The sequence below is a fragment of the Actinomadura formosensis genome (assembly GCF_050948385.1).
GTDB classification, from domain to species: domain Bacteria; phylum Actinomycetota; class Actinomycetes; order Streptosporangiales; family Streptosporangiaceae; genus Spirillospora; species Spirillospora formosensis.
On record NZ_CP192011.1, the window covers coordinates 2,027,835 to 2,045,913 of the forward strand.

Consider the following 18,079-nt stretch of genomic DNA (forward strand, 5'->3'; position numbering starts at 1 on the left):
CGTTGCCTGTATAGATCGCGGATCTCCTTCCGGTGCCGGCGCGACGCGAGCGGTGTGAAGAAGCAGAGTATGGTGCAAAGCTCCGGAGCAACAGGGGGAAATGAAGTAAATTGTCCGGATTTGCCGCTATCCCCTCCGGGTACCTCCCACAAGATCACCCAAGCCGCGGGCATCGCCGCAGGTGACACGGAATGGTGCCAATGCGTCCGAAAGGCGCCAAAGGGGTTGCGGTCCCGTCGCAGACCGCCTTTATGATCCAGGGACCCTCCGCGCCGTAACGTTCGAGGTCACATGAAATCCCCCCGTACGCGCTCGATCCGCTCGAAGGTGACCGCGCTGCTGCTCGTGCCGCTTCTCTCCCTCGTCGCGCTGTGGGGGTACGCCGCGAGCGTCACCGGCCGCGAAGCCCTCGCCCAGCGCAACTACCACACGCTCGACCGCACGTTCGCGCCGACCGGCCAGGGCGTCCTGGTGGAGCTGGGCAAGGAGCGCCGGCTGTCCGCCGTGTTCCTCAGCACGCCGCGCGCCACGGCGCCCTCCGCGCCCGCCCAGCTCACGCTGCAGCGCGGACGCGTGGACGAGGCCGTGGCCCGCTTCCGCCGCGCCGCCACCTCGGACGCCGCCCGCGGCGTCACCACCGACGAGATGAAGAGCCGCGTCTTCGAGGTGCTCGACGCGCTCGGCGGGCTCGGCGGGCTCCGGTCCGCGGTCGACGACCGGACCATCGACCGGCTGTCGGCGATCAGGATGTACGGCGGGATGGTCGACGGCATGCACCGGCTGTACGACTCCCTCGTGGTCATCAACGACTCCGCCCTCTACAACTGGACGCTGTCCACCCGGCACGCCGGACGGGCCATGGAGCTGCTGCAGCGTGAGGACGCGCTGGTCGCCGCCGCCTTCATCACGAGGGGCCGGATGACGGCGGCCGAGCACCAGCTGTTCGTCGGGATGGTGAGCGAGCAGGAGTGGCAGTGGATCAAGCAGCGGTCGCTGCTCGACCCGGCCGTCTACCGGACCGGGACCGCCCAGGTCTTCGCATCCCCGCTGTACCAGCACTTCAAGTCGGTGGAGGGCATCGTCGCCGACGCCGATCCGCGCCGGCGGCTGCCCGTCGAGCAGGCCGACTGGCAGCAGACGGTGGAGCCGCTGGTCGCCGCGGTCAACAAGATGGTGCTCAGCAACTCCAAGCGCGCCGGTGAGCACGCGGACCGGCTCGGCATCGACGCCTACATCCGGGTCGGCATCGTCGGCGGCCTCGGCCTTGTCGCGATCATCATCTCGGTGCTGCTGTCGCTGCGGTTCGCGCGCGGGTTCGTCCGCGAGCTGGTCGGGCTGCGCGGCTCGGCCGAGGAGCTGGCCGACCGGCGGCTGCCCGGCGTCGTCGACCGGCTGAAGCGCAACGAGAGCGTGGACGTCGCCGCGGAGGCGCCGCCCCTGCACGCGGGCAGCACCACCGAGATCGCCCGGCTCGCCGACTCGTTCGCCAAGGTGCAGCGGACCGCCGTGGACGCCGCCGTCGGCCAGGCCGAGCTGCGCGCCGGCGTCAGCCGCATCTTCCTCAACATCGCCCGCCGCAACCAGTCGCTGCTGCACCGCCAGCTCACGATGCTGGACGGGCTGGAGAGCCGCGCCGAGGCCGACGACCTGGAGGACCTCTTCCGGCTCGACCACCTCACCACCCGCATGCGGCGGCACGCGGAGAGCCTGATCATCCTGTCCGGCGCCACGCCCGGACGCGGCTGGCGGCAGCCGGTGCGGTTCGCCGACGTGCTGCGCGCCGCCGTCTCGGAGATCGAGGACTACACGCGCGCGACCGTGCTCACCGACTCCGAGGACGGCCTGATCGGCTCCGCCGTCACCGACGTCATCCACCTGCTCGCCGAGCTGATCGAGAACGCGGCGACGTTCTCCCCGCCCAACACCGAGGTCCGGGTGATGGGCGAGCGGGTCGGCACCGGCTTCGTCGTCGAGATCGAGGACCGCGGCCTCGGCGTCAAGCCCGAACTGCTCGCCGAGGCCAACCGGCGGCTCGCCGAGCCGCCCGAGTACGACCTGGTCGACACCGACCAGCTGGGACTGTTCGTCGTCGCGCGGCTGGCCGCCCGGCACGACATCACCGTGACGCTGCAGCGGTCCCCGTACGGCGGCGTGACGGCGGTCGTCCTGATCTCGCACGATCTGGTCGTCCCGGCGGAGCACATGGCCGCGGGCATGCTGCCCCCGGCGCCGGCACCCGGCAGGGACGAGGACGGCGCATCCCCCCTCGACACCGTCGCCGACGGCGAGCGGGAGGGCACGATCCTGATGCCCGCGCCGCGTTCGGAGGCCGTCGTCCCACTGCGCGAGACCCCGCAGCCGGACGCGAACGGGCGGTTCACCACCCTGCCCGGCGACGAGTCGTACCGGCGCAGGCGCCGTGCGGACGAGGCCGCCGGCTCCGAGGACGCCGGCTCCGAGGCCGCCGACGGGGAGGCCGGCGGCGCGGCGGCGCAGGCGCCGCCCGAGCCGGCCGGACCCGCGGGCCCGTGGGGCGCCCCCGAGGAGCCCGCGTCCGCCGTCCCGCCGCGTCCCGCCCCGAACCCGTGGTCGGACGACGCCGTCCCGCGGGCCGCGGATGCGCGGCCCGCGGCCCCGATCGTGATCGTCGCGAGTGCCGCCGAGGACGATGAGGACGACGAGGAATGGCAGCCGGCGGGGACCCACGCGGGACTGCCCCGCCGGGTCAGGCAGAAGAACCTGGCACCGCAGCTGCGCAAGAGTCCCCCGCCGGCACCGCCGCAGGCGGGCGGGGGAGCCTCCGGGAGCATCGCACGCTCGCCCGAGGAAGCACGCTCGCTGATGGCATCGGTACAGCAGGGATGGCGGCGCGGCCGCGCGTCCGAGGTGGGGGATGAGGGGACACGATGATGCACAACACCGCGACCGGTGAACTGAACTGGTTGCTCAACGACTTCGCCGAGCGGGTGACGACGGTGCGGCAGGCGGTGATCCTGTCCCGGGACGGCCTGGCCGTGGCCGCCTCCAACGAGCTGGCCCGCGAGGACGCCGAGCACCTGTCCGCGCTGGCGTCCGGCGTGCAGAGCCTCGCGCGCGGCGCCGGGCGGCACTTCGCCGGGGGGAACGTCCGGCAGACCATCATCGAGATGGACGCGCTGCTGCTGTTCGTGACGGCCGCGGGCGACGGCACCTGCCTCGCCGTGCTCGCCGAGGCGGAGGCCGACGCCGGCCTCGTCGCCTACGAGATGGCGGTGCTCGTCAAGCGGGTGGGCCAGCACCTGCAGGCGAGCCCGAGGTTCGGGACCGAGGCGGACGGCCGGGACTTCGGAGGCGCCGGGGGGTCCGCGCCGCGGGGCTTTTGACCGATGGCCCCCTCGGCAGAGCGGTGGCTGGACCGGGATGCCGGTCCGGTCGTGCGTCCGTACGCGATGACCCGGGGCCGGACCCGTCCGGACGGCGCCGGCTTCGAGCTCATCGCGGTCGTGGCCGCCACCGGCGTCCCGCCCGGTGACCGGCTGCGCTACAGCCCCGACCACGCGCGGGTGCTGCGCGGCTGCGCGCAGCCCGTGCCCGTCGTCGACCTCGCGGCCGACCTCGGCCTGCCCATCGGCGTCGTCCGCGTGCTGCTCGGCGACCTGCGGGACGAGGGCCTCATCGCGGTGATCGCCGACCAGCGGTCCGCCGCGGGCCGGCGGCCCCCGAACGGCGTGCTGAGGGAGGTGCTCAATGGTCTCCGGGCACTATGACCGGGCACCCGCGGGGCGCCATGGCCTCGATGCCCGCCCGCTGATCACCACCAAGATCCTCATCGCGGGCGGGTTCGGCGCCGGCAAGACCACCATGGTCGGCTCGATCAGCGAGATCAGGCCGCTGCACACCGAGGAGCCGATGACCGACCGCAGTGTCGGGGTGGACGACGTGTCCGGCGTCGGCGCCAAGTCGACCACGACCGTCGCCATGGACTTCGGCCGCATCACGCTGTCGGACCAGCTGCTGCTCTACCTGTTCGGCACGCCCGGCCAGGAGCGGTTCTGGTTCATGTGGGACGAGCTGGCGGCCGGCGCGATCGGCGCCGTCGTGATCGCCGACACGCGCCGGCTGAAGGGCAGCTTCCCCGCGATCGACTACTTCGAGCGCCGCGGCGTTCCGTTCGTCGTCGCGGTGAACTGCTTCGGCGGGGAGCGCACACACCGGCCCGAGGACATCGCGATCGCGCTCGACCTGGACCCGGGCGTCCCGGTGGTGCTGTGCGACGTGCGCCGCCGCGAGTCGTCCAAGAAGGTGCTGGTGGCGCTGATGGAGCACGTCCTGAGCTGGCCGGACGCCGAGGAGGTGACGGACGGTGACCGGAACCCCGATCACCGTGAACCTGCGACGTAGTAGGCTCCCGCAGACCTCCATACTCCACGCATCGGGAGGTTTCCCCCGCATGTCCCGCCCCCCAATGCCGAAGGACGAGCCAGTGAGCAGGGTCCGCCAGCCGTGATGGCCCGCGGTTTCTCCTCCATCCGGGCGAGGATCACGCTGCTGGTCCTCGTGCCGCTGCTGGCGCTCGCCTCGCTGTGGGTGTTCCTCACCGGCATCACCTACGGCGAGGCGGACGAGTTGCTGCAGAGCCGGGAGTTCCAGAACAGGACGGTGCTGCCGACGCAGCGGCTCATCGACGCGCTGCAGAAGGAGCGGCGCCTGTCGATGGCCGAGCTCGGCGGCTCCCCCGGGGACCCGGGTGTGATGCGGACGCAGCGGCAGGCGACCGACGAGGCGGGCGCGCAGGTCCGGGCGGGCGCCCGTGACAGGGGACTGCGGGGCGCGCTCCTGCCCGAGGTCGCGGACCGGCTGGACGCGTTCGTCGACAGGATCGGCTCGCTGAAGGCCGTCCGCCGCAGCGTGGACGAGCGGGTCGCCGACCGCGCCCGCGTGCAGCGCGAGTACAACGAGCTCATCGACGCGGGCTTCGCCATCTACAACGCGACCACGCCGGGGGAGGGGTCGATCACCGCGAGCGCCCGCACGCTCACCTCGTTCGGCATGGCCCGCGAGTTCATGTCGCGCGAGGACGCCCTGCTGACCGGGGCCCTCGCCGCCGGGCGCATCACCGCCGCCGAACGCGCCGAGTTCGCCAAGCTCGTCGGGGCGCACCACACGATGCACGAAGTCAGCGCCCGCGACCTGTCCGACGCCGACCGGGCCGACTACGAGCGGCTCACCGGCACCCAGCAGTTCGTCCAGATGATGAAGCTGGAGGAACAGGTCATCCGCGGCGCCGAACCGCCGCAGGCCGCCCGCCGGACCCGCACGCCCGGCACGGCGGGAACGGGCAGCGGGACCGATGGCACGTCCACGGCGACGCCGGCGGGTCAGGGCCGTCAGCCGTCCGCGCGCACCGCGCGCGGCCCGCTCGTCATCGAACCCGCCGTCTGGCGGTCCGTCGCCGATACCGTCAACGGCCAGTTCTTCAACCTGGAGAACCGGATCCTCGCCGGGGTCACCGACCGCGGCGAGCACATCGCGATGGGCGCGTTCACCCGGCTCGGCCTCGCCGGCGGTCTCGGACTCGTCGCGATCGTGCTGTCGTCCCTCATCGCGGTCCGCGTGTCCCGGCGGCTGGTGCGCGAATGCCGCACGCTCGCCGGCGGCGTCGTGGACTTCACGCAGAAGCGGCTGCCGAGGCTCGCCGAGCAGATCCGCGCCGGAGCTCCGGCCGAACCCGAACCGGCCCCCGAGGTCGACTACCGCATCACCGAGATCCGGCAGATCGCCGAGTCGTTCGAGCGCGCCCGCGAGGCCGTGCTGCTGGCCGCCGAGGGCGAGGTCGCGGCGCGGCGCGGCATCAGCGAGGTGTTCGTCAACCTCGCCCGCCGCAACCAGGCGCTGCTGCACCGCCAGCTCAGCCTGCTCGACACCATGGAGCGGCGCACCGAGGACCCGTCCGAGCTGTCGGACCTGTTCCGCCTCGACCATCTCGCGACCCGCATGCGCCGGCACGCCGAGGGCCTGGTCATCCTCGCCGGCAAGACCGCCGGCCGGGGCTGGCGCCGTCCCGTCCCGCTGGTGGACGTGGTCCGCGGCGCGGTCGCCGAGGTCGAGGACTATCCCCGCGTCCGGGTGCAGCCGCTGCCGCGCGTCGCGCTGCTCGGCTCCGCCGTCGCCGACGTCATCCACCTGCTCGCCGAGGTGGTGGAGAACGCCACCACGTTCTCGCCGCCGCAGTCGCCGGTGCGGGTCGGCGGGCAGGCGGTCGCCAGCGGCTTCGCGATCGAGGTCGAGGACCGCGGCCTCGGGATGACCGAGGAGGCGCTGCGCGCCGCCAACGAGCGGCTCGCGAACCCGCCCGAGTTCGACCCGTCCGACAGCGCTCAGCTCGGATTGTTCGTCGTGGCGCGGCTGGCCCAGCGGCACGGCATCACGGTCACGCTGCGCCCGTCCCCGTACGGGGGGACGACGGCGATCGCGCTGATCCCCGGCTCGCTCATCGTGGAGAACGCCGACCAGGAACCGGCCGCACGGCGCCCCACCGGGCCGATGCGGGCGCTGCCGGACCAGGCCGCGGCGCTGTCGGCGTCCGGGAGCCAGGCGGCCGGGCAGGGCGGCGTGGTCCGGCTGGTCGGCGAGCCCGCCGCGTCGCGGCCGCCCCGTCCCGCCCCGCAGCCGCCCCGTCCCGCGCCGCAGCCGCCCGCACCGCCGGCCGCACCGGCCGCGCCGCCCGCCGGGACGCCGGCGGAGGCCGCGCCGCCGAAGGAGGGTGAACTGCCGAAGCGCCGGCGGCAGACCCACCTGGCGCCCCAGCTCAAGGAACGCGTGGACGCGCGCCTCGCCGCCCGGGGCCAGGCCCCGCCCGCGCCGGCGGCGGAACCGGCGGGTCCGCGGCCCGCGCCCGAACCGGCCGGGACGCCGCTCGGCGCGCCCGTTCCCATGGACGCCGAGCCTCCGGCCGGGACCGTTCCCATGGGCGGGACACCGGACGACGCCGCGGCCCGCTCGCCCGAGACGATGCGATCGATGCTGTCGGCGATGCAGTCCGGCTGGCAGCGTGGCAGGCAGGACGCGGCCGACGCGGAGGCCGCGCGGAACCCAGGCGACCAGGAGGACGACACCCCATGACATATGCCCAGCACTCCGCCGCGGAGGTCCCGGGCGGAGCCGGAGGCGACCTGAACTGGCTGCTGGACAGTCTCGTCCAGCGGGTCGCGGCGGTGCAGAACGCGGCCGTGCTGTCCAGTGACGGGCTGCGGATCGCCGCGTCCAGCGGGCTGGCGCGTGAGGAGTCCGACCACCTGTCCGCGGTGGCCGCCAGCTTCCAGAGCCTCGCGCGCGGGGCGGGGGAGTCGTTCGGCGGCGGGCCCGTCCGGCAGACGATCGTGGAGATGGAGTCGGCGTTCCTGTTCGTCACCGCCGCCGGCCGCGGCGCCTGCCTGGCGGTGCTGGCCGACGCCGACGCCGACCTCGGGGTCATCGCCTACGAGATGGCGATGCTGGTCACACGGGTGGGGCGGCACCTGTCCGCCGACCCGCGGGTCGCGGTGGCCGAGCCGGGTGGCGCGTGAGATGGGCGGCACGGCCTGGTACGACGACGCGGCGGGGCCCGTGGTTCGCCCCTACGCGCTCACCGGGGGCCGGACGCACTACGACGGCGACGAGTTCGACCTCGTCGCGCTGATCACCACCGCGGCCCCGCCGGAGCCCGCGGACGACGTTCTCCCGGCCGCCCCGTGGGCACCGGAGCCCGAACATGACATGATCTTGGAGCTTTGCCGTACCCCGTTGTCGGTCGCCGAGATAGCGTCGGATCTGGAACTCCCCCTCGGGGTTGTCCGAGTCCTGCTCGGTGACCTTCTCGACCACTCGCTGATACAGGTCCGGCGTCCCGCGCCGGTGGCGCAGTTCCCCAGCGAGCGCGTACTCAAGGAAGTGATCGATGGAATCCGTGCGCTCTGACGCGACCGCCCATCCGGGCGAGTCCGCGCTGACGGTGAAGATTCTCGTGGCCGGTGGTTTCGGCGTCGGCAAGACCACCCTGGTGAGCGCGGTCAGCGAGATCCGTCCGCTGCGCACCGAGGAGGCGCTGACCGAGAAGAGCATCGGGATCGACGACACCACTGCCGTCGCGTCCAAGACGACGACGACCGTGGCGATGGACTTCGGGCGCATCACGCTGCCCAACGGCCTCGTCCTGTTCGTCTTCGGCACCCCCGGCCAGGACCGCTTCTGGTTCATGTGGGACGAACTGGCCAAGGGCGCTCTCGGCGCCGTCGTCCTGGTCGACACCCGGCGCCTCGCCGACTGCTTCGCCTCGGTCGACTACTTCGAACGGCGCGGCCTCCCGTTCATCGTCGGGGTCAACCGCTTCGACGGTGCCGGCCACCACTCCGCCGACCAGGTCCGCGGTGCCCTGGACCTGGCTCCCGACATTCCCATCATCTCCTGTGACGTCCGCGACCGCGAGGACGCCAAACAGGTCCTCATCACCCTGATCGAGCACATCATGCGGACCATGAGCGGCCGCCAGGCCGTCAGCTACTGACCGCGCGCCCGGCCCCCGGACCGTGTGCGGTCCGGGGGCCCCGGTGCGTCCGGGCGGGCGGCGGCGCCGCGCCCGTCAGGGCCCGGCGCGGAAGTCGGCGAAGTCGAAGCCGGGGGAGACGACGCAGCTGACCAGGACCTCCCGGTCTCCGGCCGGACGGGCGGCCTGCCACACGTTCGCGGGGACGACGGCCTGGGGGACCTGCCCGCCGGTCACGTCCGTGCCGAGCGTGACCGGTTCCGGCGTCTCGGACGGCCTGTCCCCGTCCCCGCCGAGGAGCAGCGTCAGCGGCCCGCCGCCGTGCCACAGCCACACCTCCGCGGACCGGACGGCGTGCCAGATCGACTCCTCGCCGGGCGGCAGCAGGAAGTAGATGCCGGTGGCGCTCGCCCGCTCGCCCGGATAGCCGTCCGGCGTGAAGGTCACCTCCGACCGCCACGTCTCCCGGTACCAGCCGCCCTCGGGATGCGGGAGGAGGCCGAGCGCCTCGGCGGTGGCGGGCCGGTCGAGCAGCGCCGCATGGCGCCCGCCCGGCCCGCGCCGCAGATAGCGGACGCGGGACGCGGTCGTCTTGTCGATCACTCCGCGGCCCGGCACCGCGCCGGGCTCGGGATCCAGCGTGACGGCGACGACCTGCCCGCCGGTGAACACGTCGTCGGCGACGGCGAGCGCGGCCTCCTCCGGCGCCCACACCGCCCCCGCGTCGGACAGGACGAACCGCGGACCCGGCTGGGCCTGCCAGGCATCGAGCGTCGTGAGCAGCAGCACGCGCCCGAGCCTAGACCGTCAGGGCGATCTTCCCGATCCGCCGCGGTACCGCCTTCGCCCGGGGACCGGGTAGGGGTGATCGTTTCGCCGGGGCGGCCCGGATGTCTCGAAAACCGAGCGGTGGCGAGTTAAGATACATCGCGTCTTGACCCTCCAGGTGCTGGAGGGAGCAGGCTGCGGAGGCAGACCGCCTCGAAGGAGAGATGCGATGAGCGTCGAGCAGCATCCCGCGCCCGCACTGCGCGCCTCGGACCGTGACCGCGACGACATGCTCGTCCGGCTGCACACCGCCTTCGCCGAGGGGCGGCTGGACGAGCCCGAGCTGGACGAGCGCATAGACCTCGTCCTGGCCGCGCGCACCCACGCCGAACTCGGCGCCGTGGCGGCCGACCTGCCCTCCGGCCGAGCCGTCCCGGAGGGCCCCGGTGGCGGGACCGCGGGGCGCTTCCAGATCGCCTACAAGGGCTCGGTCACCCGTGCCGGACGCCGGCGGCTCCCCGAACGCTTCACGGCCGTCGTCTACAAGGGCTCGGGCACGCTGGACCTGTGCGCCGCCGACCTGGAAGGCCAGGTCACGACCCTGCGCGTGCTCGCCTACAAGTCGCGGGTGGAGATCATCGTGCCTCCGGGGATTCGCGTGGAAGCGGACGGCGCGGGGGTGTCCGCCGAGATCCACGGGGACCCTCCGGCCGGTGCACAGGTCGTCCATGTCCGGGGTTTTGCGTATAAGGGGGTTATCAGTGTGAAAGGTCTGATACGTCGGCCCTGAAGTGATAGAACGCTCCAGCAGCCCCATTGGCCGCCGTTCATGCGGATTTCGGTACAGGACGTCCCATGGCGCGATTTGATGGTGTCCTACGGACCGTAAGGAGCGCGTGTGACGGCGAGGAGCCCGGAGCAGGACGAGGCCCGGCTGACGGCCGAGGGCGAGCCGGCGGGCTCCCGCCAGGTCCGGCGGCGGCTGACGTTCGGCGTCGCCGGGGACATCGCCGGCATGCCCGCCGCCCTGTCGCCCTGGCAGCGCGCCTACGAAGCGTGGCGGACGGCCGGGCTGGACTGGGGGCACGGCGCCCCGCCCCGGGAACTGCGCGGGGAGGGGACGAGCCCCGGCGCGGTCCGCCCGGAGAGTCCGCCGGACGTCCCCGAACCCGCCGAGCCGAAGCCCGCGCCCAGGAAGGTGAAGCGCGACCCGGGGGACGTACTGGTCGCCGGGCCCCCGAAGCCGGCATCGATGCGGCGCTTTCGCGTCCGGGCGGCGGTCGGGGCGGGGCTCGCCGTGGTCGCCGCCGGGACGATCTTCGCCGTGTCGCGGGGCGAGGACGCGCCGGACGGGCCGGGCACCCCCGCCCCGATCGCGGCGGACGCGCTGTTCGCCGCCGACCCCGCCGCGACGACCGACGGCCTCGTCCAGGAACTCACCGCCATCGCGGCCGGTGGCCGGACGATCGTCGCCGCCGGTACCGAGGGCGACGGCGTGCCCGGACGGGAGCGCGCCCGGTTCCTCGTCTCCACCGACGCCGGGCGCGTCTGGAAGGTCGCCAGGATCCGTACGGCGGACGGCGCCACCTCCCCGGCCGGCGACACTCCGCGTCTCGTCTCCGGTACCTCCGGGCGCTGGGTCGCGCTCGGCCGGACGCCCGGTGGCGGCACGGTGGCGTGGACGAGCGAGGACGCCGGGACCTGGACGCGGCGCCCCCTGGGCCCCGCGTTCACGCCGTCCGACCGGGTGAACGACCTGACCCGCACCGCCCAGGGCTTCGTCGCCGTGGGCGCCGCGACGGACCGCGCGCTGGCGTGGAGTTCGGCGGACGGGCGGGCGTGGCAGCGCATCGACGGCATCAGGGGGATCACCGGCCTGGACCGTGTCGCGGCGTCCGGGAGCGTCGTGGTGGCGCACGGTACGTACGCCAGGAAGGTCGCGAAGAAGCGGGGCCGGAAGAAGGTCACGCGGACGGTGCGCGGCGACGGCCTCTGGCGGTCCGCCGACGGCGGCCGGACCTGGACGGCCGTGAACATCCCGCAGGCGCAGGGCTCCTACGGCCCGACGAAGGGACTCGTGGTCGGTCCGGGCGGGTTCGCCACCGTCCGCGAGGGCAGCCGCACGACCGGGCGGAAGAAGCACCGCAGGACCACGCGGTTCGGGGTCCTGTTCAGCTCGGCGGACGGCCGGACGTGGCAGGCCGCGAGCCGGTTCGGCGGCTCCGGTATCGAGCGCTTCGGCGGGACGCCGTCCGGTCTCGCCGTGCTCGTGCGGGGCGCGAAGGGCGCGCACGTGATCCTGCGCAGCGCCGACGGCCGGACGTGGCAGCCCGGCGGCGGCGTCGCGGCGCCGGTGCGCGGCAGCGGGCTGACGGTCGCCGCCGGCGGCGCGCCCGCGATCTCCGGGCGGCGGGGCGACGACGCCTACCTGCACGGTGTCGACCTGCGCACGGTGCCGGGCGCCGTCCACGCCGAACGCTCGATCAGGTCACTCGCCACGGGGCCCGCCCTCTCCGTCGCGGTGGGCGGCAGCAACGGCGGCGCCGCGATCTGGACGGCCCCCGACGGGCGCCAGTGGACCCGCGCCCAGGTCCCCGGCACCGGCGGGCGGCTGGCGGACGTCGTGCACGGCCCCCGCGGCTGGCTGGCCGTGGGCCGCGCGTCCGGCGCGTCGCCCGCCCCGCTGGCACTGACCTCGCAGGACGGGGCGGCCTGGCAGAAGGCGGTGTTCCCCGCCGGTCCGCCGCCGGCGGCCGCCGCGACGGGACCGTCCGGGTATGTCGTGGTCGGGTCTCGGGTGGCGTGGCGCTCCGCCGACCTGCGGACATGGAAGCGCGCCGGTCTCGACGGCGCCCCGTCCGATGTGACCGCGGCGTCCGGGAAGTACGTGGCGGTCGGCGCCCGGGGCAGGGCGCCCGCCGTCTGGACGTCCCCTGACGGCGCCACGTGGACGGCCGCCAAGCCGCCCGCCGGCCTCACCGCACCGCTCACCCACGTCGCCGCCCGCGGCAACGTCCTGGTGGCGATCGCCGCGAACGCGACCGCGCTGGTCTCCACCGACGCGGGGACGACCTGGACGCAGCGCGCCCTCGGCCCCGGCCTGACCGCCACCGCCGTCACGCCCACCCCGCAGGGCTTCGCCGTGACCGCCACCGCGAACGGGAACACCACCGTGCTGTCTTCCCCCGACGGTACGTCCTGGCGCCGCCTCGACGTCCCGGCCCTGCCGGGCCCCGGCGATCAGCGCCTCACCGTGCTGACCACGATGGGCCCCGACCTCTTGGCCACGGGATGGAAGGACGAGACCCCCATCCTCTGGCGTGCCCCCATCCCAAGGTAGGGGATGTGCGCCCGCCCCGCCGCAAAGGCGCCCAAGGGCTTCGCGGGGCGGCGCAGGTGTCAGCCGTTGCAGCCGCAGGAGCAGCCCTTCGGGCACGAGCATCCGCCGCCATGTCCGCAACTACAGTCTTTTCGCGTCATGGGCGGAACGTAACCTTCGTGCCCCTGTGCGGTCTATGGCCGGTGCGCGATGTGCGTCTTTCCTGGAGGACACGGGCCGTCCCGAGGTGGGGATGGAGGGGACGGCCCGTGCCCGGTCGTGGGGGTCAGGTGTGGATGTGGAGGTCCACGCCGAGCAGGACCAGGAACCACAGGAAGACGGCCAGCAGCGCGCTGCCGACCTCACGGACGAGGTCCAGGTTGATGTAGCCGCGGTCCCAGGCGATGAACACGCCGATGATGACGTAGATGAGGCCGACCAGGCTCACCTGCGGCCGGTATCGGGTCGCCATGAAGGCGTCTCCTCCGAGTGGGGGGTGTGACGATCCGTCGTTGCCCGGCCGGTTCGGAGGAAAACACCGGCGGTATTGCGGGCCATGTCCTGACGATCTTTTTGGTGGCTCCCAAATTCGGGGAGTCGCCTACTTCCCGGACATGTCGATGCGGACGACGGTCGGGTCGCGGTCCCCGGCCCGGTCGGCGAACTCGGCGTTGCGGTGCACGATGTCGACCTCGTGCTTGCGCCTGTGCAGCGACGGGCTGAGCAGGATGTGGTCGAGGTCCTCGGCGTTGCCGTCCGACACGGCCGTGTAGCGGTCGCCCGCGGGCAGTTCGGCGGGCAGGTCGCCGAGACCCGCGCCCTTGGCGAGGGTCTGGACGGGCACGGACGTCCCGCGGTCGTTGAGGTCGCCCGCGACGATCACGCGGGCGTTCGCGTCCACCTTCCGGACGGAGTTCACGAAGCCCGCCACCACCCGGGCCTGCGCGTCGCGGCGCCACCCGGTGGGCCGGGCCGGCGGCTGGTTCCGCCCGAACAGCGGCTGGTCGTCGCCGGTGCGCGGATACCAGCGGCTCGCGACGACGATGAAGCGGCGGCCCCGCCAGCTCAGCTCCCCGGCGAGCGGCTTGTGCGTTCCCGTCCAGGCGGCGTCGCCGGGCATGATCCGGCCGGGGCTGAGCGTCAGCCCGGCGGTGTCGCCGCGCCGGACGGCCCGTACCGGGGTGACGGCCGGGTCGGGCCGTGCGGACGGTTCGTCCGGGACCGGCTCCGGCGGCGCGGGACGGTCGACGAACGCGAGCCCCCGGTCGGTGCGGAACAGGAACCCGGCCCGGTCGTTGGCGCCCCTCGCGCCGCCGTCGGCGTTGTCGCGCGGGTCCACCGAGCGCCAGTCGTAGGCGGGCCCGCCCGCCGCGCTGATCGCGGTGATGAGCTGTGCGACGGTCTGGTCGGCGGCGACGGTTCCGTCGTCGTCCGGGCCGCTGTTGTCGCCGAGCCCGCTCACCGCGACGAGGTCGGGGGAGCGCAGGCCGTGCACGATGTCGTCCGCGAGCGCGGTGAAGCGGGCGGGCGGGGCGTCGGGGTTCAGCCCGTCCAGCCCGACGGTGGCGACGGCCATCTCCCCGGGGCGCTGCGGCCGGGTCGTCTCGCGGCGCAGGCCGCCGGCGGCGTGCCGCGGGGTCGCGGTGAGCAGCAGCTTGTAGTCGCCGTAGGAGTAGTCGAGGACGCCGTGGTTCGCGCCCGGCAGCCGGTCACCGACGTTCATGCCGGGCAGTGGCGCGAGGGCGTCGCCGAGGACGACCCGCTCGGGGTTGGCGTCGCGGTCGCGGAGCAGGAGGCCGCCGCGCGCGGTCCGCGCCCCGGCGCCGGCCCCGCCGGCGGGCAGTACGGGCAGTTCGCCGTCGTGGGCCGGCCCGACCGCCACGGCGTCGTCGATCTCGATCCGCATGCCTTCGAGGGACTCGTAGAAGTCGAGGCCGTCCCGGCGCGGATCGAACGCGCCGCCCCGCTCCACGTTCCCGTGCCCGCTGTCGATCACGTTCCCGGGGGCCCTGCGCCCGCGCGGCCCGAGAGCGGCGGGCGGGGGCAGCGGGGTCCCGTGCGCGGCGACGGCGACCGCGGTGGCGCCGATCTCGGTGCGGGTCAGCCCGCCGGACGAGGGGCCGCCCGGACGGAACTCGCCGACTTTGCCGTCCACCAGGACCGAGTCGCCGACCGCGGCGCCCGGCCGTGTCCGGGTGAAGACGAAGACGCCCTCGGACGTCGCGGCGTTCCTGTCGGGGCGGGGGTCCTGCATCCAGAACCCGTTGACGGTCAGCGCGGTCACCACGCCCGGTACCCGGACGACCCTGGCACCGTAAAGCGGTGAGATGTGCGCGGCGCCCTGGATGTCGTGAATGCGGACGGGACGGGCCGCCGCGTGGGCCGGCGCCGCGAGCAGGGGCGCGGCAAGCGCCGCCGCGGCCAGGACCGTCCCCAGACCGTGCACCACCCGCGCTCCACGACGACTCGGATCCGACCGGACGACAAGGATGATACGCCGAGGCGGGGGTCATTCCTCCAGTGTCAGCGCGGCCTTCGGGCATGAGCGCACCGCGTGCCGGACCCGGTCCTGCAGTTCCGGCGGGACGTCCGGCAGCAGGATCTGGAGTTCGTCGTCGTCATTGAGGTCGAAGATCTCGGGCGCGAGCCCGACGCACACGGCGTTCGCCTCGCACACCAGGGGGTCGACGCTTACTTTCATCGCCTTCTCCGTTCCAGAGTCCGCCCGCCAACCTACCGAACCCGGTTCTGGCCGGGCGCCGACCCTGGAAGTAGAACACGTTACAGTCAGCCGGGCAAGACTCGCGTCTCATGGCGAGGATCACTGATAGTAGGGTGCCCCGACGGAGGAGATCGATGACCAACACCAAGGCGTCCGCCGACCCGGGGACGACCGCCCATTCCGCTCTCGCGATGCCCGGGGACCTGCTGCGCGCCGCACGCGCCGCCAAGGGCTTCATGCCGGACGACGAGGGCCTTGCGCTGTACGAGACGGGCCTGGAGTACGGGGCCCGCCTGGCGGGGACCGGCCCCATGCTGGAGGTCGGCACCTACTGCGGCAAGTCCGCCGTCTACCTGGGGGCCGCGGCCAGGACGGGGGGAACGGTCCTGGTCACCGTCGACCACCACCACGGCTCGGAGGAGAACCAGGCGGGCTGGGAGTACCACGACCCGTCCCTGGTCGACCCCAGCACCGGCCAGATGGACACGCTGCCCACATTCCGCAAGACGATCGCTGCCGCCGGCCTTGAGGATGAGGTCGTCGCCATCGTGGGCCAGTCCCGCACCGTGTCCGCCTTCTGGCGGACGCCCCTGGCACTGCTGTTCATCGACGGCGGTCATGCCGAAGAGCACGCGCAAGGCGACTACGGGGGTTGGGCACCGCACGTCGCCGTCGGCGGAGCCCTTGTCGTGCACGACGTCTTCCCCGACCCCAAGGACGGCGGGCAGGCGCCCTACCACGTCTATCTACGGGCCCTGGCGAGCGGCGCCTTCGAGGAACGACGGGCCGAGGGGTCGCTGCGCGTCCTGGAACGCGTCAGCGACACCGACCCCCTGACCCGCGCTTAAGTCCCTCTGCGGCCCCTCAGCCGCGATTGGCGGCGGCCACGAGCGCGCACCCGCACACCAGCGGATCGGACGCCTCCGACGGCCCCAGCGGCCGGCCCGCGATCTCCTTGAAGAGCCGGGAGCCGGGGGAGGCGTCCGCCAGCGCGTCCGCCGCGAGGATCACCGCCGCCGCGGTGTAGGTGGAGCGGTCCCCGGGGAAGTGGCGCTCGTTCTCGAACTGCCAGCCCGTCCAGTACGAGCCGTCCTCGTGCCGCAGATGCTGGATCGTGGTGAACAGTTCCAGCGCGCGGTCCCGGTCACCGGCCGCGTCCAGCGCCAGCACCAGCTCGCAGCTTTCCGCCGCCGTCACCCACGGCTGGTCCGACACGCAGCGGCAGCCGAGGTCCGGCACCACGAACGTGTCCCAGCCCTCGTCGAACCGGCGTGCCGCCTCCGCGCCGCGCAGCGGGCCGGTCAGCACCGGGTAGTACCAGTCCATCGACCAGCGGCTCTTGTCGGCGAACGCCTCCGGATGCGCGGCCACCACGTGCCCGAGCTGGTCGGCGGCGAGCTCCCACTCCGGCTGCGGCTCGCCGAGATGCTCGGCCAGCGCGACCGCGCAGCGCAGCGACTGGTAGATCGACGAGCAGCCGGTCAGCAGCGCGTGGTCGGACGGCTCGCCGCCCTCGTGCCGGATCCAGATGATCTCCCCGCGCCGGGTCTGCAGCCCGAGCACGTAGTCGATCGCCCGCCGCACCGCCGGCCACATCCGCCGCGCGAAGTCCCCGTCCCCGGTCACCAGCAGCTCGTGCCAGACGCCGACCGCGAGGTAGGCGGCGTGGTTGGACTCCCCGCCCGGCTCGGTGACCTCGCCCAGCACCCACTTCGCGGGCCACGACCCGTCCGGCCGCTGGACGTCCCGCAGCCACTCGTAGGCGCGCCTCGCCTCCGCGCCGAACCCGGCGGCGGTCAGCGCCATCGCCGCCTCGACGTGGTTCCAGGCGTCCACGTGGCCGGGCACGCCGCCGGTCGGCGCGAACCACGGGATCGCGCCGGACTTCTCCTGCTGCGCCGCGATGCTCCGCGCCGTCGCGACGATGTCGTCCGGCGTCAGGACTCCGGGGACCGAGGGCGGGACGGTCTCAGACCGCATCCGCCGTCTCCTTGGCCGGGGCCGCGGGGGTGCCCGGCACCGCGGGCTTGGCGAGGTAGACGACGACGCTCTTGCCGACCAGCGGGTTCATCACGCGCTCGGCGAGCCGCGTCGCGAGGGGCCGCTTCATGATGTCCCAGACGAGGACCTGGTGGTAGGCCCTGGCGAGCGGGTTGCCGTCGTTGTTCACCCCCACCGCGCACTTGATCCACCAGTACGGGGCGTGCAGGCCGTGCGCGTGGTGGTGGCCGCCGACCTTGAAGCCGACCGACTTCAGCTTGGCCTCCAGCTCGGCGCGGGTGTAGATCCGCACGTGCCCGCCGGGGGCGGTGTGGTAGTCCTCCGACAGCGCCCAGCACACCCGCTCGGGCAGCCAGCTCGGCACCGTCACCGCGAGCCTGCCGCCCGGCTTGAGGACGCGCAGCAGCTCGCGCATCGCCCGCATGTCGTCGGGGATGTGCTCCAGCACCTCGGACGCGATGATCGCGTCGAAGTGGTCGTCGGGGAACGGCAGGTCGAGCGCGTCACCCCGCACGGTCTCGGCGGTGGCGTCCGCCGGCACCTCGTCTTCGAGGCGCATCGCCCCGAACATCGTCTCGACGCCGGCCAACTCGTCCGCGTCCTGGTCGAAGGCCACGACGTGCGCACCCCTGCGGTACAGCTCGAAGGCGTGCCGTCCGGCGCCGCATCCCATGTCGAGGACGCGGTCTCCCGGGGTGATGCGGAACCGCTGGAAATCCACGGTCAGCAGGGTCGTGCTCCTTCCGTACAGGGGGTGCCGGACGGCGCT

General features: G+C 73.8%; 17 protein-coding genes. 11 read left to right on the forward strand and 6 right to left on the reverse strand.

Going from position 1 to position 18,079, the window contains the following annotated elements; all coding sequences use genetic code 11:
• The first annotated feature begins 291 nt into the window (after nucleotides 1-291).
• The 8 genes from ACQP1N_RS09575 to ACQP1N_RS09610 all read left to right on the forward strand — a co-directional run bounded on the left by ACQP1N_RS09575 (nucleotide 292) and on the right by ACQP1N_RS09610 (nucleotide 8,521).
• Complete coding sequence (locus tag ACQP1N_RS09575; protein ID WP_433230528.1) at nucleotides 292-2,910, forward strand: sensor histidine kinase; 2,619 nt, start codon at nucleotides 292-294, stop codon at nucleotides 2,908-2,910.
• On the forward strand, nucleotides 2,910-3,362 hold the full coding sequence (locus ACQP1N_RS09580) for a roadblock/LC7 domain-containing protein (protein WP_131732527.1): 453 nt from the start codon (nucleotides 2,910-2,912) through the stop codon (nucleotides 3,360-3,362). Before ACQP1N_RS09575 ends, ACQP1N_RS09580 begins: the two co-directional genes overlap by 1 nt.
• A gap of 3 nt (nucleotides 3,363-3,365) precedes the next feature.
• On the forward strand, nucleotides 3,366-3,746 hold the full coding sequence (locus tag ACQP1N_RS09585; RefSeq protein WP_067808005.1) for a DUF742 domain-containing protein: 381 nt from the start codon (nucleotides 3,366-3,368) through the stop codon (nucleotides 3,744-3,746).
• A complete protein-coding gene (locus ACQP1N_RS09590) occupies nucleotides 3,727-4,380 on the forward strand; it encodes a GTP-binding protein (RefSeq protein WP_067808003.1) in 654 nt (217 codons plus the stop codon). Before ACQP1N_RS09585 ends, ACQP1N_RS09590 begins: the two co-directional genes overlap by 20 nt.
• A 105-nt stretch (nucleotides 4,381-4,485) precedes the next feature.
• Nucleotides 4,486-7,101 (forward strand): sensor histidine kinase, encoded by a 2,616-nt coding sequence (locus ACQP1N_RS09595; RefSeq protein ID WP_433232642.1) that lies wholly within the window; start codon nucleotides 4,486-4,488, stop codon nucleotides 7,099-7,101.
• Complete coding sequence (locus ACQP1N_RS09600) at nucleotides 7,098-7,544, forward strand: roadblock/LC7 domain-containing protein (protein WP_433230533.1); 447 nt, start codon at nucleotides 7,098-7,100, stop codon at nucleotides 7,542-7,544. The genes ACQP1N_RS09595 and ACQP1N_RS09600 overlap by 4 nt, the downstream gene beginning before the upstream one ends.
• A gap of 1 nt (nucleotide 7,545) precedes the next feature.
• Nucleotides 7,546-7,935: a DUF742 domain-containing protein gene (locus ACQP1N_RS09605; protein ID WP_433232645.1), complete on the forward strand. Its 390-nt coding sequence runs from the start codon at nucleotides 7,546-7,548 to the stop codon at nucleotides 7,933-7,935.
• Nucleotides 7,916-8,521, forward strand: a complete 606-nt coding sequence (locus ACQP1N_RS09610; RefSeq protein WP_433230536.1) for a GTP-binding protein — start codon at nucleotides 7,916-7,918, stop codon at nucleotides 8,519-8,521. Before ACQP1N_RS09605 ends, ACQP1N_RS09610 begins: the two co-directional genes overlap by 20 nt.
• Nucleotides 8,522-8,596: 75 nt before the next feature.
• On the opposite strand, the gene ACQP1N_RS09615 is transcribed toward ACQP1N_RS09610, so the two are convergent.
• Nucleotides 8,597-9,289 carry a cupin domain-containing protein gene (locus tag ACQP1N_RS09615; protein WP_433230539.1) on the reverse strand — a complete coding sequence of 231 codons (693 nt, stop codon included), beginning with the start codon at nucleotides 9,287-9,289 and terminating at the stop codon, nucleotides 8,597-8,599.
• Nucleotides 9,290-9,497: 208 nt separating this feature from the next.
• On the opposite strand from ACQP1N_RS09615, the gene ACQP1N_RS09620 reads away from it, so the two are divergent.
• Both ACQP1N_RS09620 and ACQP1N_RS09625 read left to right on the forward strand, forming a co-directional pair.
• On the forward strand, nucleotides 9,498-10,058 hold the full coding sequence (locus ACQP1N_RS09620; protein WP_067807966.1) for a DUF1707 SHOCT-like domain-containing protein: 561 nt from the start codon (nucleotides 9,498-9,500) through the stop codon (nucleotides 10,056-10,058).
• Between the two features lie 108 nt (nucleotides 10,059-10,166).
• Entirely contained in the window at nucleotides 10,167-12,608 is a 2,442-nt protein-coding gene (locus ACQP1N_RS09625; RefSeq protein ID WP_433230542.1) for a hypothetical protein, read from the forward strand.
• A 265-nt stretch (nucleotides 12,609-12,873) separates the two neighbouring features.
• On the opposite strand, the gene ACQP1N_RS09630 is transcribed toward ACQP1N_RS09625, so the two are convergent.
• The 3 genes from ACQP1N_RS09630 to ACQP1N_RS09640 form a co-directional block, all read right to left on the reverse strand.
• Complete coding sequence (locus tag ACQP1N_RS09630; RefSeq protein ID WP_067806423.1) at nucleotides 12,874-13,059, reverse strand: hypothetical protein; 186 nt, start codon at nucleotides 13,057-13,059, stop codon at nucleotides 12,874-12,876.
• A gap of 129 nt (nucleotides 13,060-13,188) precedes the next feature.
• A complete protein-coding gene (locus ACQP1N_RS09635) occupies nucleotides 13,189-15,036 on the reverse strand; it encodes an endonuclease/exonuclease/phosphatase family protein (protein WP_242608925.1) in 1,848 nt (615 codons plus the stop codon).
• A gap of 60 nt (nucleotides 15,037-15,096) precedes the next feature.
• Nucleotides 15,097-15,288, reverse strand: coding sequence for a ferredoxin (locus tag ACQP1N_RS09640; RefSeq protein ID WP_067806425.1), 192 nt, complete (start codon nucleotides 15,286-15,288; stop codon nucleotides 15,097-15,099).
• Nucleotides 15,289-15,443: 155 nt separating this feature from the next.
• Between ACQP1N_RS09640 and ACQP1N_RS09645 the strand changes: the two genes are divergently transcribed.
• Complete coding sequence (locus tag ACQP1N_RS09645; protein WP_067806426.1) at nucleotides 15,444-16,157, forward strand: class I SAM-dependent methyltransferase; 714 nt, start codon at nucleotides 15,444-15,446, stop codon at nucleotides 16,155-16,157.
• A gap of 16 nt (nucleotides 16,158-16,173) precedes the next feature.
• On the opposite strand, the gene ACQP1N_RS09650 is transcribed toward ACQP1N_RS09645, so the two are convergent.
• Together ACQP1N_RS09650 and ACQP1N_RS09655 are read right to left on the reverse strand one after the other, a co-directional pair.
• Nucleotides 16,174-17,289 carry a prenyltransferase gene (locus ACQP1N_RS09650; RefSeq protein WP_433230547.1) on the reverse strand — a complete coding sequence of 372 codons (1,116 nt, stop codon included), beginning with the start codon at nucleotides 17,287-17,289 and terminating at the stop codon, nucleotides 16,174-16,176.
• Entirely contained in the window at nucleotides 17,279-18,040 is a 762-nt protein-coding gene (locus ACQP1N_RS09655; protein ID WP_174548907.1) for a class I SAM-dependent methyltransferase, read from the reverse strand. The genes ACQP1N_RS09650 and ACQP1N_RS09655 overlap by 11 nt, the downstream gene beginning before the upstream one ends.
• Nucleotides 18,041-18,079: the final 39 nt, after the last annotated feature.